We start from the raw sequence: 14,543 nt of genomic DNA on the forward strand, positions 1-14,543 counted from the left end.
GCGTTCAGTAGAACTCGCGGACGAGGTCCATCGCGCCCTCGGGCGCACCGTCGGGGATCTCGGCCATCGAGCCCTCGACCCCCTCGCGCTCCTCGAAGGGGACGGAGTCCTCGTCCTGGTAGAGGACGCCCATGTACTCCTTGTCGCTCTCCAGGATCTTGTCCTTGGCCTGGTCGCGGTTGTCGGCGTCGTGGTCCGTCTCCGCGAGGTCAACGATGGTGTCCCGGAAGTAGTCGTACGTGTCGACGTCGTTGAACGTCACGCACGGCGAGTAGACGTTGACGAAGCCGAACCCGTCGTGTTCGATCGCCTGCTGGACGATCTCGGCGTGGCGCTGGGAGTTCGACGAGAACGACTGGGCGATGAACGTCGCGCCCGAGGCCAGCGCCAGCGCCTTGGGGTTGACCGGGGGCTGTTTCGGCCCCTCGGGCGTGGTCGCCGTCTCGAAGTCCTTGCGGGAGGTCGGGGAGGCCTGGCCCTTGGTCAGCCCGTAGATCCGGTTGTCCATCACGACGTAGCTCATGTCGACGTTCCGGCGGACGGCGTGGATGAAGTGGCCGGCCCCGATGGAGTAGCCGTCGCCGTCGCCGCCGGCGACCATCACTTCCAGGTCGGGGTTGGCCATCTTCACGCCGATGCCCACCGGCAGCGCGCGACCGTGGACGCCGTGCAGCGCGTAGCTGTGCATGTACGTCCCGATCTTGCCGGAACAGCCGATCCCGGCGACCACGAACGTGTTGTCCGGGTCGTTGCCGGTCTCGGCCAGGGCCTTCATCATCCCGTTCATCGTCCCGAAGTCGCCGCATCCGGGACACCACGTCGGCTGCTTGTCTGACTTGAAGTCTGTGAATCGAACGTCGGAACTCATTCTGCCTCGACCTCCTGTGTGCCGGCGTCGCCGGCGAGATGTTCTTTCACGTCCGCGGCGAGTTCGTCCGCCTTGAACCGGACGCCGTTGTACTTGTTGATGCGGTCGACCCGCTCTAAGACGTCGTGCTCGATGACGTCCGCGAACTGGCCGGTGGCGTTACACTCGACGACGATGACGTCTTCGGCCGCCTGGACCTCCTCGGTCAGGTCCGGCCGCGGGAAGATGTACGGGACCGAGATGAACCGCACGTCGTGGCCCTCCTCGGCCAGCAGGTCCAGGCCCTCGCGCATCGCGCCCTCGTTCGAGCCCCAGGAGATGACCAGCGTGTCGGCGTCGGGGTCGCCGAACTCCCGGTAGTCGAACTCCTCCTGCTCGCGGGCGGTGTCGACCTTCCGCTGGCGCTTGTCGACCTGCTCGATGCGGACGTCGGTGTCCTCGGTCCGACGACCGAGTTCGTCGTGTTCGAGCCCGGTCGTCATGTGCGCGCCGTCGGTCGTCCCGGGGAACGCCCGCGGGGAGACGCCGTCGGCGGTCGCGAAGTGGGCCTGGAAGCGGCCCTGCTCGTCGAGCCACGCGTCGACCTCGTCCTCGTCGACGACCTTCCCGCGCTCGACCTCGACCTCGTCCATGTCGAAGGTGTCCGGCGAGAACGTCTGTTCGGTGACTGCGAGCGCGAGGTCAGAGACCAGGAAGACCGGCGTCTGGTACTTCTCGGCGAGGTTGAACGCCTCGACGGTCTTCCAGAAGCACTCGGAGATGTTGGTCGGCGCGACGACGAACCGGGGGATCTCCCCGTGGCCGCCGTACAGCGTCATGTCGAGGTCGCCCTGCTCCTGCTTGGTCGGCATCCCCGTCGAGGGGCCCGAGCGCATCACGTCACAGATGACCAGCGGCGTCTCGCTCGTCGCCACGAGGCCGAACGTCTCGGTCATCAGGTCGATGCCCGGTCCGGAGGTGGCGGTCATCGAGCGCGCGCCGGCGCGAGCCGCGCCCAGCGCCATGTTGATGGCCGCGAGTTCGTCCTCGGCCTGGACGACCTTCCCGCCGAACTGGTCGATGCGGCCGGTGAGATACTCCATGATATCCGTCGCGGGCGTGATCGGGTAGCCGGCGTAGAACCGACAGCCGGCCGCGAGCGCGCCCATCCCGATGGCCTCGTCGCCGTTCAGCAGGACGTAGTCCGCGTCGGTCGTCTCCAGGTCGTAGCCGAAGTCGTCGGTCTCGAACTCCTCTTGGACGTACTCCTGGCCCTTGCGAGCGGCGGTCTTGTTGTTCTCGACGATGGCCTCGCCCTTGTCGCCGAAGCGCTTCTGGAGGCTCTCGTCTAAGTTCTCGATGGGGAAGTTCGTCACCTCGCAGGCCGCGCCCAGGGCGACGACGTTGAGCATAATGGCCCCGCCGGCGTCCTCGGCCAGTCGCTTGAGCGGGACCTCCAGTGCGGTGGCACCGTGGGGGACCTCGACGTCCTGCATCGTCGAGCGCTCCCCGTCGTAGATGACCACCGAGTCCTCGTGGAGCTCGTCCTCGTTCTCGTGGATGGTCCGCTCGGTCAGCGCGATGAGGATGTCCAGTCGGTCGACCACGCTCTCGACGCGGTCGACGGCGGTCCGGACCTTGTAGGCGGTGTACCCGCCTCGGATCCGTGACGCGAAGTCCTTGGAGGTGAAGACGTGTCGACCGGCCCGGGACAGCGCCTGTGCGAAGATCTTCCCGGTCGAGTCGATGCCATCGCCGGCCTCCCCGCCGATGGCCCAGTTGAGGTCCTCTGGCATTCTACCACGCGAGTAGCCTGCCGGGGCTGAAAAGCGTTCCGTGTGTGCCCGCGCGCGGGCTACTCGAATCCGAAACAAGATCTCCGACAGGCGGCAGAATCGACCGAAATCCCCTTCACTGGGCGTCGCTACCTCGCGGATATGGACGAACGTCCACTCACCGTCGCCGCCGTGCGTTCGGTCGGTCCCGACGCCATCGCGATCGACTTCGAGACGCCGGCCTCGTTCGACGCCCAGCCCGGTCAGTTCGTCAAGCTCACGCTCTCCGTCGACGGCGCGGAGGAGTCGCGGTTCTACACCATCTCCTCGCCGGACGTGACCGAGACGTTCGAGGTCACCGTCGGCATCGACCCCGAGGGCGACGTCGCGCCCGTGCTGGCCGACCTCGCGGCCGGCGACGAGGTCCGCGCCACCGGGCCGTTCGGCTCGGACTACTACGAGGGCGAGCCCCGCGCCGTGCTCCTGACCGGCGGGCCGGGTATCGGTCCCGGCATCGGGATCGCCGAGCGCGCGCTCGACGAGGGCAACGAGGCCGTCCTCGTCTACCGGGACGACGAGCCGATCCACGAGGACCGACTCGCCGCGCTCCGCGAGCGGGGTGCGACGGTCCACGTCCTCGGGGACGACGACCCGCTGGGGGCGGTCGTCGACGAGGTGACCGCCGACGGCGGGCAACTGTTCATCTACGGCTTCGCCGACTTCATCGACGCCGCCACGGGCGCGCTGGAGGCCGCCGGCGTCGGTACCGAGGACGCGAAGATCGAGAACTTCGGCTGAGGGGCGGGTCTCCGCTCGGCCGTCGACCGGAGCCCGCTGGCGGTCAGAGCCCCACTCCGTCCGGTAGCTCTCCGTCGAGGCGGCGCGCGACCGGTTCGGTCAGTCTCGCCGCGGTGAGCCGCCCGGTCTCCGGGTCGTATCCGACGGTTTCCGTGTCGGCGAGCACCGGGAGGTCGATATGGTGCAGCGTCGAGACGAGGGGCCGCCGGTCTCGGGGGTAGGTGGTCCGGCCGGGCACCCCCCGGTCCCGGAGGCTGTCTGCGAGGTCGTCGACGGTCAGCGCACGCTCGCGCGTCGCGACGATCGCCACCACCGCTCGCCTCCGTGGTCGGACGAGCAGCCGACTGATCGGCTCCCAGACCGGGTCCGCCGGGTCGCGGAGGTCCGGGAGCGACAGCCCCGTGTCGGCCAGCGGCCACGGCTTCGTCGCGACGACGCGGTCCTCCTCCCGCCGGACCCACTCGCCCGCCGACAGCGCCGGCAGACACCGGTGTTCGAGGTCGACCACCGCCGCGATCCTGTCCGCGTCGGGCACGTCGGCGGGGTCGATCCCCCGCTCGCGAGCGACGACGCGAGTGCCGATCTCGCGGACGGTCATCGGCCGAGTGCGGTCGGCGAACAGCGAGAGGACCCGTCGCTGTCGACGGTTCCGGAGGACCGCGAACCGCTCGGCGTCCCCGCCCGTCCGTCTCGACGACGTCCGCTCCCCACTCATACTACGATCAAGCCGTCCGAGGTGCATAGTTCGCCGCACTCAAATTTGAGCCCCCGCGACGGTGGCGGCTCACCGCTCGGTCAGGACGGCCTCGAAGAGCTTCCGTTCGGCCTTGCGGACGTGCTGGTGGAACGTCGACGCCCGGATCCCGAGCGACGCCGCGATCTCCGCCCCGGACTGCTGCCGGGGCGTGTCGAAGTAGCCCCCGAAGTAGCCCGCCTCGATGGCCGCTCGCTGTCGCTCGGTCAGGTCGAGGGTGTCGGCGACGCGTCTCGACGGGGTGGCGTCGCGACGCAGCTGCTGCTGGCGGGTGACGGTCGCGTCCGGGTAGGTCTCCCTGACGAGCTCGACGACCCACCGGACGTCGGTTTCCGGCGGCAGCTGGACCGTCGTCGTGATGCCGCCGTCGGTTATCGACCCGCGGACGAAGTACCCCCCGTGGTCGGCGACGACGGATGCGACCGGCGCGTCCGCCAGGCGCTGCTCGAACCGCATCTCGTCGCCGTCCTCGCCGAGCGTCCGGACCGGCCCCCAGTTTTCCAGTTCCTCGTGGAGCCGCTCCAGGACCGCCAGCCCGTCGGGGCCCGCCCGGCCGAACAGGAGGTACTCACCGTCACCGAGCGGGGTCAGTCGGTCCATCTCGACGCTGTCGTCGGTCACGTCGCCGGCGGCCGGGACGGGGAGGTCCGGCAGCCGGAGGTCCAGTTCGACGACCTCGTCGCTCACGAGCGCCCGCTTCCGGTCGACGGCGGCGATCGCGTGCCCGACCACGTCGCCCAGCTGTCCGACGACGGCCCGCTCCGCCTCGGCGAACGCGTCCGGTCGCTCCGAGACCACGCCGAGCGCGCCGTAGACGACGCCCTGATGCGTGACGGGAATGACCGCGAGCGAGCGGTAACCGTGCTCGCGCGCGTGCTCGCGGATCGACGCCGTCTCGGGCTCCTGCTGGGCGTTCCGGCGGACCTGCATCTCGCCCGACTGGATCGCACGCGTCGTCGGGTTCTCGTCGGTCGGGAGCGTCGCGAACGGCGTCTCGCTCTCTCGCCGGTCCTCCGCTGCCGCGACCCGCGTGGTGAGCTGTCCGTCCGTGTCGGCCGTGGCGACCCAGGCGAACCGGTAGGAGTCCGACTCGGCGAGCCTGTCACAGACCGTCTGCTCGATCTCCGCCCGCGTCGACTGCTCGATGACCGCCTCCGTGATGCCGCGGACGACGCTGTTCAGTTCGTCCAGCGCGGCCAGCTGCTCCCGCCGGGTCTCGAGTTCCCGCTCGTACTGCCTGCGCTCGGAGATGTCGGTCGCCATCAGGATCGCGCCGTCGAACTCCCCGTCGCGGTACACCGGGACCGCGCGGCCGGTGAAGTACGCCCGTTTCCCGTAGATGGACTCGAACGGGAAGTCGAACTCGACGGTCTCGCCCTCCCGGAGGGCGTCGAACTTCTCGGCCTGTCCCGTCTCGACGACCGGCGGCAGGTCGCTGAACCTGACACCGATCGCGTCGGACTGTTCTTTCTCCTCGAGCAGGCCGATGATCTCCTCGGCGCGGGGGTTCTCGTAGGTGATGCGAAGCTCCTCGTCGAGACGGAACATCCCGAACGGCGCGTTCTCGACCAGCTCCTCGTTGAAGTGCCGCGCCTCCCTGACCTGGCGCTCGGTCTCCTTGCGGTCGGTGATGTCCCGGACGACACAGACCAGCCCCCCGTCGTCGGTCGCGGTCAGCGAGAGCTCCTGCGGGAACGTCGTGCCGTCCGCGCGCTTCCCCGTCGCCTCTCCCCGCCACCCGCCGCGCTCGCGGACGCTCGGGAAGATCTCGTCCTCGAACCGGGCGAGTGCGGCCTCGGTGTAGCACATCTCCCAGTGTTCACCGACGAACTCCGCCGGGCGCTCGTACCCGTACACCCTCGCGTGCTGCTCGTTGACGTACTGGTAGATCCCGTCGGGATCGACGAAGCCGACGCCGTCGGTCAGCGTCGCCAGCGCGCGCGACTGCCGCTCGGGGGTCCACGCCGAGGCGTCCGTCGCGCCGTCGGGTGTCCGCCACCAGACCCTCGCGTTCGAACCGGTCTCCTTGGTCGCGAGTTCGCCGCGCTCGGCCAGTTTCGACAGTCGCTTGTGGACCGTCCGGCGCTGGGCGTCCAGCGCGTCGGCGACCTCCGGCGTCGTCAGCGGCTCGTACTGGTCGTCCCGGCGGTCGAACACCGACAGCGTCTCCGCGTAAATGTCGTCGGAATGACCCGAGCCCATACTGTGCCTCTAGTTGTCATTACCCAAAGTTCCGTCGATGGAACCGCAGTCTCGGTAGACGCCGCGTTTCGCCTCCGAAGAGCCGGCGTACGTCCTCGTCGTCGACGCCCGCGAGCGGTCACTCCCCTACCGTGAGGGCGACGGGGCGGCGCAACAAGGCCTATTACCGCCTACCGCGATAGCACCCCTATGCGCGAGGCAAGTCGGACGACGCGCCAGCGCATCGCCGACCGACTGCGGGACCGACCGATGGCCGCCGGGTCGATCGCCAACGACTTCGACATCAGGACCAGTACGGCGCTGACACACGTGGAACACATAGCTCGGTCTCTCGACGGCACCGACGAGCAGCTGCTCGTCGCGCCGCCGGAGTGCGAGGAGTGTGGGTTCAGCGACTTCGACGACCTGACCAACCGGCCGAGCCGGTGCCCGGAGTGCAAGGCCGAGAGCGTCAGCGAACCGGCCTACCGGATCGGGTGACGCGGCCGCCGACGGCGGCGCTACTGCCCCGAGAAGCCGATGCGCCCGCCCGAGGAGAGGTCGTGGTCGCCCGACGGCCCCTGCTGTTCGAACTCGTAGCGGTCGTCGGTCAGGTACACCGCGCCGTCGGCGACGGTGACGTCGAGTTCCTCCAGCACCGCCCCCTCACAGGGGCCGTACGTACAGGCCCCCGTGTCCGACTCGAAGGTGGCACCGTGTTTCTCACAGACCAGTTCGTCGCCGCGGCGCGTCGCCCCGCTGCCCTTGTCGAGGCGGATGTCCCGCCAGTGGGGGCAGTAGTTCTCGAAGGCGACGACGCCGTCGGCGAGGCGTACGAGGATCGCCTCCTCGGTGTCGAACCCGTCCCGAACGGTAAACAGGAAACTGCCGTCGGCCGGCACGTCCTCGACGGCCGCGATGCGGCTGTCCTCGTCCATCGTGGGGCCGGCTACGGGGGAGCGCGGTTTGAAAGCCCCGATCGGAAACGAACCACGCGCCAAACGTTTATCGGAGCGCACGGAGAACGCCAGGCCATGGGCGAGTTCGTCATCTACGGGTCGTACGGCTACACGGGGAACCTGATCGCCGAGGCGGCCGTCGAGCGGGGGATGGACCCGGTGCTCGCCGGCCGGAACCGCGAGAAGGTCGGGCGACAGGCCGCGGACCTGGGCTGTGAGTCCGAGGTGGTGTCGCTCGACGAACCGCAGGTGCTCGATGCGCTCCTCGAGGACGCGACGGCGGTCCTGCACTGTGCCGGCCCGTTCTCGCGGACGTGGGAGCCGATGGTCGACGCCTGTCTGCGGACCGGGACGCACTACCTCGACATCACGGGCGAACTGGGCGTCTTCGAGGCCATCCACGACCGCGACGACGAGGCCGAGGACGCGGGCGTGATGCTGCTACCCGGCGTCGGGTTCGACGTGGTCCCGACCGACTGTGTCGCGGCCCACCTCGCGGATCGGCTCCCCGACGCGGACTCGCTGGAGCTGGCGTTCCACGCGGAGATGGGCGTCTCACGGGGGACCGCCAAGACGATGATCGAACACGTCGACGAGGGCGGGGCGGTCCGGCGCGACGGCCGCATCGAGCGGGTCGGCCCCGCCCACGAGTCCCGGACGGTCGACTTCGGCTGGGGTCTCGACGGGATGCACGCCGCCGCCATTCCGTGGGGCGACGTGTCGACGGCCTACCACACCACGGGGGTCCCGAACGTCACGGTCTACATGTCGATGCCGCCGAGCGCGGCCCGCCAGCAGCGCATCGCCGGCCTGTTCTCGCCCGTGCTGGGACTGCCACCGGTGAAGGCCGCGCTGCAGTGGTACGTCGAGCGGACGACCGAGGGGCCGGACGCCGAGGAACGCGCCGGCGAGCGGAGCCACGTCTGGGGCGAGGCCCGGACGGCCGACGGCGAGCGCGCCGTCACGCGCCTGCGGGGGCCACACACGTACACGCTGACCGTCCGGACGGCGCTTGCGACGCTCGGCCGCGTCCTCGACGGCGACACACCGGTCGGCTTCCAGACGCCCGCGGGTGCCTACGGCGCGGACCTCGTGCTCGACGTCGAGGGCGTCGAGCGCGAGGACGTGGTCTGAGGCCCCGTAGTCGGTACATCTCATAGAAATTACCGTCGGATATTTTGAACGTCTGCGGCCTCCGGGGCCGTCCGGCCGAGGTCCACGGCCGTGAGTCCCGTTCGTCGGCGACCAGGGCCGTCGTGTCCCCGACGCTATATCTACGGTCGGCGATATATCGTCGATGAACGATGTCCATAGATTTATTGTGAAGTAGGATTTCATCGCTTCTCGTGGTGTGAGTGTGACGGTCACGCACACTGCAGGCGGAAACTGACTGGGAACCACGCAGATGACACGGAACTTCGACGGGGGGAGCGCGGGCTTCTCCCGACGTGACGTACTCAGGGGAATGGGTGCACTCGGCGCGGCGGCGACGGGTGCGGCGGCTGCGACGGGCAGTGCGAGCGCGCTCGGCGACAGCGCCGTCTATCAGTACTACCACACCGACTGGACGACGGTCGAGAGCGACCTCGGGACCATCGCGGACCAGGGGTACGACGCCATCCAGGTGCCGCCGGCACAGTACAGCCGACTGGACCGGAGCCACCAGAAGAGCGTCACCGACCCGCCGCTGGGCTACCAGCCGATCGATCTCAAGAACTTCAACAGCGTGTTCGGCACGGAAGCCGAGTACCAGAGCATGGTCGAGGAGGCCCACGCACAGGGCCTGGACGTCGTCGCCGACGCCGTCGTCAACCACATGGCGGCCAACGACGACTTCCGTGGCGCGGAGGGGGTCACCTTCGCGGACCTGCCGTACTTCAGCGAGCGGGACTTCCACCCGCAGGACCCCATCGACTACTCGGACCCGAAGTCGGTCGAGAACGACTGGCTCGTCGGGCTCAAGGACCTGAAACAGGAGTCGTCGTACGTCCGCGGGCAGCTGTACGACTACGTCGAGAAGTACGCGAACCTCGGGGTCGACGGCATCCGGTGGGACGCCGTCAAGCACGTCCCCGAGTGGTTCTTCGACGACTACGCGAACCAGTGGGCCGACGACCTCGGGCTCTGGACGGTGGGCGAGTGTCTCGACGGCTCGGTCCCGTACTGTCAGGGGTACGCCGACACCGGGATGTCGGTGACGGACTACCCGCTGCACTACGCGCTGAAAGAGGCCTGTAAACCGTACGGTGACATGCGGGCGCTGGAGGGGGCCGGCGTCGTCGACCAGTCGCCGTTCCAGGCGCTGACGTTCGTCTCGAACCACGACAGCGCCCCGCCGAAACTGGAGAAGCTCGCGTACGCCTACATCCTCACCTACGAGGGGTACCCGCGGGTCTACAGCAACCGCATCGGCGTCGGCGACGACGACATCCGGAACCTCCTGTGGATCCGGAACAACCTCGCGGGCGGACAGGCCTACCAGCGCCACGCCTCCGGGCCGCTGTACGTCTTCGAGCGGTACAACAACCTCCTCGTGGGCCTGAACCACACCGGCAGCTGGCGGTCGGCCCGCGTCTACACGTCGTGGACGAACACGACGCTCAAGGACTACGCGGGCAACGCGAACGACATCACCACCGACGGCAGCGGCTACGTCGACGTCTGGGTCCCGCCCGAGGGCTGGGTCTGCCACGCGCCGTACTGAGACCGCCCGCCGCGGTCGAACCACCAGCCGTCGCCCGGTCCGTGACTGTCATCGCGGGGCCGGGGCCTTCTCGCGGTCGCGCCGCTCGGCGGTCAGTAGTGGCGTTCCTCGACGCGTTCGTCGTAGAGCCGGCGGAGCAGTTTCGTCATCGGGCCGGTGCCGACGTCGATGCCGTCGACGCTCTCGACGGGGCGGAGCTCCCACGTCGAGTTCGTCAGGAACGCCTCGTCGGCCCCGCGCACGTCCTCCAGCGAGTAGTGGCCCGTCTCGACGGGAAAGCCCTCGTCGCGCGCGAGTTCCATCACCACGTCGCGGGTGATCCCCGGCAGGAGGTCCAGGTCCTCGCTGGGGGTCCGGAGGGCGTTCTCCGCGACGAAGAAGAGGTTGCTCGACGCGCCCTCGGCGACGGTGCCGTCGACGTCCCGGAGGAGACACTCGTCGGCGGGGTCGCCGTCGGCCGCGGACCGACGGAGTTCCAGCTTCCCGAGGACGCTGTTCAGGTAGTTGTGGGTCTTCGTGTCCGCGGGGATCGACTCGCCGGGGACCTTCCGCGTGCGGACGGTCTGGACCGTCGCGGGCCCGTCCCAGACCGGGTCGCCGTCGCGACCGCCCCTGGGGAGGGGCTTGCAGTAGACCACCACCGTCGGGTCCACCTCGGGATCGGGCGTCAGCTTGCCGGGTTGGACGCCCCGCGAGACGGACACCTTGACGTAGGCGTCCGGGCAGTCGTTGGCCGCGAGCGTCTCGTCGACCCGCTCGCGCAGGTCGTCGGGGACGGCGTCGGCGAACCCGAGCACCTCCGCGGTGTGCTGGAGGCGCTCTCGGTGAGCGTCCCACTCGAAGGGCTCCCCGCCGTAGGCCCGCAGCGTCTCGAAGGCCGCGTCGCCGTACATGAAGCCCCGGTCCCGGACCGACACCGTCGCCTCGTCGGCGTCGACGAGGTCGCCGTCTACGTGATACTGCATAGTTGACAGAAGTTCTGGATCATCGTCTTCCCGTGGTCGGTGAGGATGCTCTCGGGGTGGAACTGGACCCCGACGTGGGGGCGGTCCCGGTGGCGCACCCCCATCACGATCTCGCGTTCGTCCTCGGTGTAGGCCGTCTCTTCGAGGGCGTCCGGCAGGTCGGGCCGCCGGACCGCAAGCGAGTGGTACCGGCCCACCTCGACGGGGTCGGGGACCCCCTCGAAGACCCCCTCGCCGTCGTGGGTGACCAGCGAGGACTTGCCGTGGACCACCTCGTCGGCGTGGCTCACGTCGCCGCCGCTTGCGGCACACAGCGCCTGGTGACCGAGACAGACCCCGAGCGTCGGGTACCGGAGGTCGGCGAACGTCGGCATCGAGACGCCCGCCTCGTCGGGGGTGCCCGGTCCCGGCGAGACGACGACCCCGTCGGGGTCGAGCTCGCGGATCGCGTCGAGGTCGACGGCGTCGTTGCGACGGACGACCACGTCGTCCTCGCTCCCGCCCAGCCGGAGGACCACCTCGCCGACGTACTGGACGAGGTTGTACGCGAACGAGTCGTAGTTGTCCACGACCAGTATCGTGGGCGCGAGGTCGTCGCTGGGCGGCGCACCGCCACCGGAGCGGGGACGGTCGCTCATCGAGACCCCTCCACGGAGAGGTCGGCCCGCCGGCCCAGCGCCTCGTCGACGGCGGTCACGAGCGCCCGGCCCTTGTCTAGCGTCTCCTCGTACTCGCTGTCGGGGTCGGAGTCGTGGACGACGCCGGCCCCCACCCGGAGGTGGTACTCGTCGGCGTACCGGACCAGCGTCCGGATGACGATGTTCAGCGTCGCCCGGCCGTCGAAGCCGAAGATCCCGATCGAGCCGGTGTAGGGGCCGCGCCGCGTCGCCTCGACCTCGTCGATGATCTCCATCGTCCGGGGCTTCGGTGCGCCGGTGATGGTACCGCCGGGGAAGACCGCCGCGACGGCGTCCCGCAGGCTCGCGTCGTCGCGCAGGTCCCCCGTCACCTCGGAGACGAGGTGCATCACCTCGGAGTAGCGGTCGACCCGGCGGTAGTCGGTCACGTCGACGCTGCCGAAGCGGCTCACCTTCCCCAGGTCGTTGCGCTCCAGGTCGACCAGCATCGCGTGTTCGGCCCGCTCCTTCTCGTCGGCCAGCAGGTCCGTCGCCAGGTCGTCGTCGGTCTCGGGCGTCTCGCCCCGTGGGCGGGTGCCGGCGATCGGTTCGGTGACGATCCGGTCGCCGTCGACGTCGAGCAGGAGTTCGGGGCTGGCGCTGACGAGGTCGACGCCGGGGAACTCGATAAGTGCGGAGTAGGGTGCGGGGTTCACCGCCCGGAGCGCGTCGAACGCCTCGACGGGGTGGACCGCCGCCGGGGCGGTCAGCCGCTGGGAGACGTTGGCCTGGAAGGTGTCGCCCTCGCGGACGTACCGCTTGACCGTCCGGACGCGCTCGGCGAACGCCTCGCGCGTGCAGTCCCCCTCGAAGGCGGCGGTGTCGGCCTCGACCGGTGGTGCTTCGACCCCGGGGTCTCCCTCGATCGCCGCCCGTGCGAGGTCCAGCGCGTGCTGCTTACCGAACTCGTAGGCCAGCCCCACGGACTCGAACTCGTCGAGTCGCGGGCAGGCGGTGACGGTGAGCGTCACCGGACCGTCGCCCCGCGGCTCCTCCCACGCGGCGAGCCGGTCGTAGGTGGCGACCTGGAGCCGCGGCAGCGCCCGGTCGTCGACGGCGCTCTCGGGCAGCGCCTCCAGTTCGCGGGCCACGTCGTAGGAGAGCCAGCCGACGGCCCCGCAGGGGTAGGGCACCTCGCAGTCGCCCCGGGCGAGATCGTCGGCGTCGACAACGTCGGCGAGCGCCGCGAGCGCCGACCCGTCGTCGGCTCCGACCTCGCGGAAGTCGGCCGGTGCCGTCCCGAAGTACCCCCACCCGGACTGGCCCCCGGTCGTCGCGAGGTAGACGCCCCCGACGCCCTCGCGCGCACGCCGGTACGCGACGAAGGGGTCGTCGACGGCCACCTCGACGGCGACGGGGACGCGGGCGGCCCCGTCGGCGTCGGCGTCGGCCGCCACCCGCGCGAACGATTCCCGGTCGGTCACCACCGATGACATCAGCTTCAGAGAACGGGGCTGCGCGTAACTCGCTTGCGGTTCCGGCGGTCAGTACGTCTCGGCCTGCTCGATCCAGCCGGAGACGCGGCTCTCCGAGAGGTCGGTCTCCGAGGCGATCTCCCCCGCGTCCGCCCCGGCGAGGTCACCGACGGTGTCGATGCCGATCCCCTGGAGACGCTTGGCGTAGGCCGGCCCGATCCCCTTGATCTCGGTGACGGGGTCGTCGCTCCCCTCGTCCGGTTCGGCTTCGGGGATGTCCGGCTCCGCGTCGGTCTCGGCGTCGATGTCCGCGTCGTCCGTCGGCACCGGTTCGGCCTCGCCGGCGTCGGCCTCGCCGACGTCTTCGGAGGTGTCGTCGGCGGCTGTCGCCTCGCCGTCGCTCTCGTCGGTCGCGGTGTCGGTCCCTTTGACGGCGTCCTCGTCGTCGGTAGACGGCTCGCGCTCGACCGTGACGTCCACGTCCCCGGCCGAGCCGTCGGACGCGGACTCGGTCCCGTCGAGACCGAGCGCGGATTTCAGTTTCTCCAGCAGACCCATACGCGGAGCTACTGGTCCCCGACACTAATCTCTTGCTGGTACCGGCTCAGAGCTCGGCCCGCAGCGCCTCGTTCATCGCGGCGACCGGTGCGTCCGAACCGGTCCACAGCTCGAACGCCGCCACGCCCTGGTAGAGGAGCATCCACGCGCCGTCGACGGTCGTCGCGCCGGCGTCGGCCGCGTCCCGCAGCAGGCGCGTCTCGATCGGCGAGTAGACGGCGTCCAGCACCGCGAGGTCGGCGTGGAGCGCCTCGGCGGGGACCGGCGACGCGTCCTCGTCCATCCCGACGCTCGTGCAGTTGACGAGCAGGTCGGCGTCGGCCAGCAGGTCGGGGAGCTCGTCCAGCCCGTGGCCGGTCGCGTCCGGCACCTCGGCGGCGAGGTCGTGGGCCGTCGACTCGGTCCGGTTGGCGATCCCGACCGTCACGCCCTCGTCGGCGAGGCCGAACGCCACCGCCCGACCCGCGCCGCCCGCGCCGACGACGACGGCCGTCCCCGACAGGTCGACGCCGTGGTGCTCGAACGCCCGGACCGCCCCGACCGCGTCCGTGTTGTACCCCCTCGGGGTCTCGCCCGAGAAGTCGACGGTGTTGACCGCGCCGATGCGCTCGGCCAGCGGGGCCGGGTCGACGGCGGCGAGCACGTCCCGCTTGAACGGGATGGTGACGTTCAGCCCGGCGACGCCGAGCGTCTCGGCGGCCTCGACGGCCGCCTCGCCCGCGTCTGCGGGCGGTTCGAACGTGACGTACCGCGCGTCCAGCCCCAGCGCCTCGTAGCCGGCCTCGTGCATCGGCGGCGACAGCGAGTGTCCGACCGGGTTCCCGACGAGTCCGTAGACGTCCATGTCCCACCGGGGGGCCGCCGCCGTTATCAACACCACGCTCTCGCGCGGGTCGGCGGCGGTTTCGCA

14 protein-coding genes are annotated in these 14,543 nt (G+C 70.0%); 4 read left to right on the forward strand and 10 right to left on the reverse strand.

Annotated elements, in window-relative coordinates:
• Positions 1-4 precede the first annotated feature (4 nt).
• Positions 5-868, reverse strand: a complete 864-nt coding sequence (locus tag P0592_RS12860) for a 2-oxoacid:ferredoxin oxidoreductase subunit beta (protein ID WP_276271298.1) — start codon at positions 866-868, stop codon at positions 5-7.
• Complete coding sequence (locus P0592_RS12865; protein ID WP_276271299.1) at positions 865-2,643, reverse strand: 2-oxoacid:acceptor oxidoreductase subunit alpha; 1,779 nt, start codon at positions 2,641-2,643, stop codon at positions 865-867. The genes P0592_RS12860 and P0592_RS12865 overlap by 4 nt, the downstream gene beginning before the upstream one ends.
• Before the next feature lie 141 nt (positions 2,644-2,784).
• On the opposite strand from P0592_RS12865, the gene P0592_RS12870 reads away from it, so the two are divergent.
• Complete coding sequence (locus tag P0592_RS12870) at positions 2,785-3,420, forward strand: FAD-dependent oxidoreductase (protein WP_276271300.1); 636 nt, start codon at positions 2,785-2,787, stop codon at positions 3,418-3,420.
• Between the two features lie 43 nt (positions 3,421-3,463).
• Here P0592_RS12870 and P0592_RS12875 read toward each other — a convergent pair whose 3' ends face one another.
• Positions 3,464-4,135 carry a DUF7344 domain-containing protein gene (locus P0592_RS12875; protein WP_276271301.1) on the reverse strand — a complete coding sequence of 224 codons (672 nt, stop codon included), beginning with the start codon at positions 4,133-4,135 and terminating at the stop codon, positions 3,464-3,466.
• Positions 4,136-4,204: 69 nt separating this feature from the next.
• Positions 4,205-6,376: a bacterio-opsin activator domain-containing protein gene (locus tag P0592_RS12880; RefSeq protein WP_276271302.1), complete on the reverse strand. Its 2,172-nt coding sequence runs from the start codon at positions 6,374-6,376 to the stop codon at positions 4,205-4,207.
• Positions 6,377-6,565: 189 nt separating this feature from the next.
• Between P0592_RS12880 and P0592_RS12885 the strand changes: the two genes are divergently transcribed.
• Complete coding sequence (locus P0592_RS12885) at positions 6,566-6,856, forward strand: transcriptional regulator (RefSeq protein WP_276271303.1); 291 nt, start codon at positions 6,566-6,568, stop codon at positions 6,854-6,856.
• A 20-nt stretch (positions 6,857-6,876) separates the two neighbouring features.
• Here the strand turns inward: P0592_RS12885 and P0592_RS12890 are convergent, their stop codons facing one another.
• Entirely contained in the window at positions 6,877-7,293 is a 417-nt protein-coding gene (locus P0592_RS12890) for a Rieske (2Fe-2S) protein (RefSeq protein ID WP_276271304.1), read from the reverse strand.
• Between the two features lie 96 nt (positions 7,294-7,389).
• On the opposite strand from P0592_RS12890, the gene P0592_RS12895 reads away from it, so the two are divergent.
• Positions 7,390-8,448 carry a saccharopine dehydrogenase family protein gene (locus P0592_RS12895; RefSeq protein ID WP_276271305.1) on the forward strand — a complete coding sequence of 353 codons (1,059 nt, stop codon included), beginning with the start codon at positions 7,390-7,392 and terminating at the stop codon, positions 8,446-8,448.
• Positions 8,449-8,719: 271 nt separating this feature from the next.
• Positions 8,720-10,018 carry an alpha-amylase domain-containing protein gene (locus P0592_RS12900; RefSeq protein WP_276271306.1) on the forward strand — a complete coding sequence of 433 codons (1,299 nt, stop codon included), beginning with the start codon at positions 8,720-8,722 and terminating at the stop codon, positions 10,016-10,018.
• Positions 10,019-10,110: 92 nt separating this feature from the next.
• On the opposite strand, the gene P0592_RS12905 is transcribed toward P0592_RS12900, so the two are convergent.
• Genes P0592_RS12905 through P0592_RS12925 form a run of 5 tightly spaced genes read right to left on the reverse strand, consistent with a single transcriptional unit; the run spans position 10,111 to position 14,477 of the window.
• On the reverse strand, positions 10,111-10,983 hold the full coding sequence (locus P0592_RS12905) for an aminotransferase class IV (RefSeq protein WP_276271307.1): 873 nt from the start codon (positions 10,981-10,983) through the stop codon (positions 10,111-10,113).
• Positions 10,968-11,621, reverse strand: coding sequence for an anthranilate synthase component II (locus tag P0592_RS12910; protein ID WP_276271308.1), 654 nt, complete (start codon positions 11,619-11,621; stop codon positions 10,968-10,970). Before P0592_RS12910 ends, P0592_RS12905 begins: the two co-directional genes overlap by 16 nt.
• A complete protein-coding gene (gene pabB / locus P0592_RS12915) occupies positions 11,618-13,096 on the reverse strand; it encodes an aminodeoxychorismate synthase, component I (RefSeq protein WP_276271309.1) in 1,479 nt (492 codons plus the stop codon). The genes P0592_RS12910 and pabB overlap by 4 nt, the downstream gene beginning before the upstream one ends.
• A gap of 48 nt (positions 13,097-13,144) precedes the next feature.
• Positions 13,145-13,633, reverse strand: a complete 489-nt coding sequence (locus P0592_RS12920) for a helix-hairpin-helix domain-containing protein (RefSeq protein WP_276271310.1) — start codon at positions 13,631-13,633, stop codon at positions 13,145-13,147.
• Between the two features lie 46 nt (positions 13,634-13,679).
• Positions 13,680-14,477, reverse strand: coding sequence for a shikimate dehydrogenase (locus tag P0592_RS12925; RefSeq protein ID WP_276271311.1), 798 nt, complete (start codon positions 14,475-14,477; stop codon positions 13,680-13,682).
• Between the last annotated feature and the right edge of the window lie 66 nt (positions 14,478-14,543).

The organism is Haloarcula litorea, from assembly GCF_029338195.1.
In the GTDB taxonomy this organism is placed as follows: Archaea; Halobacteriota; Halobacteria; order Halobacteriales; family Haloarculaceae; genus Haloarcula; species Haloarcula litorea.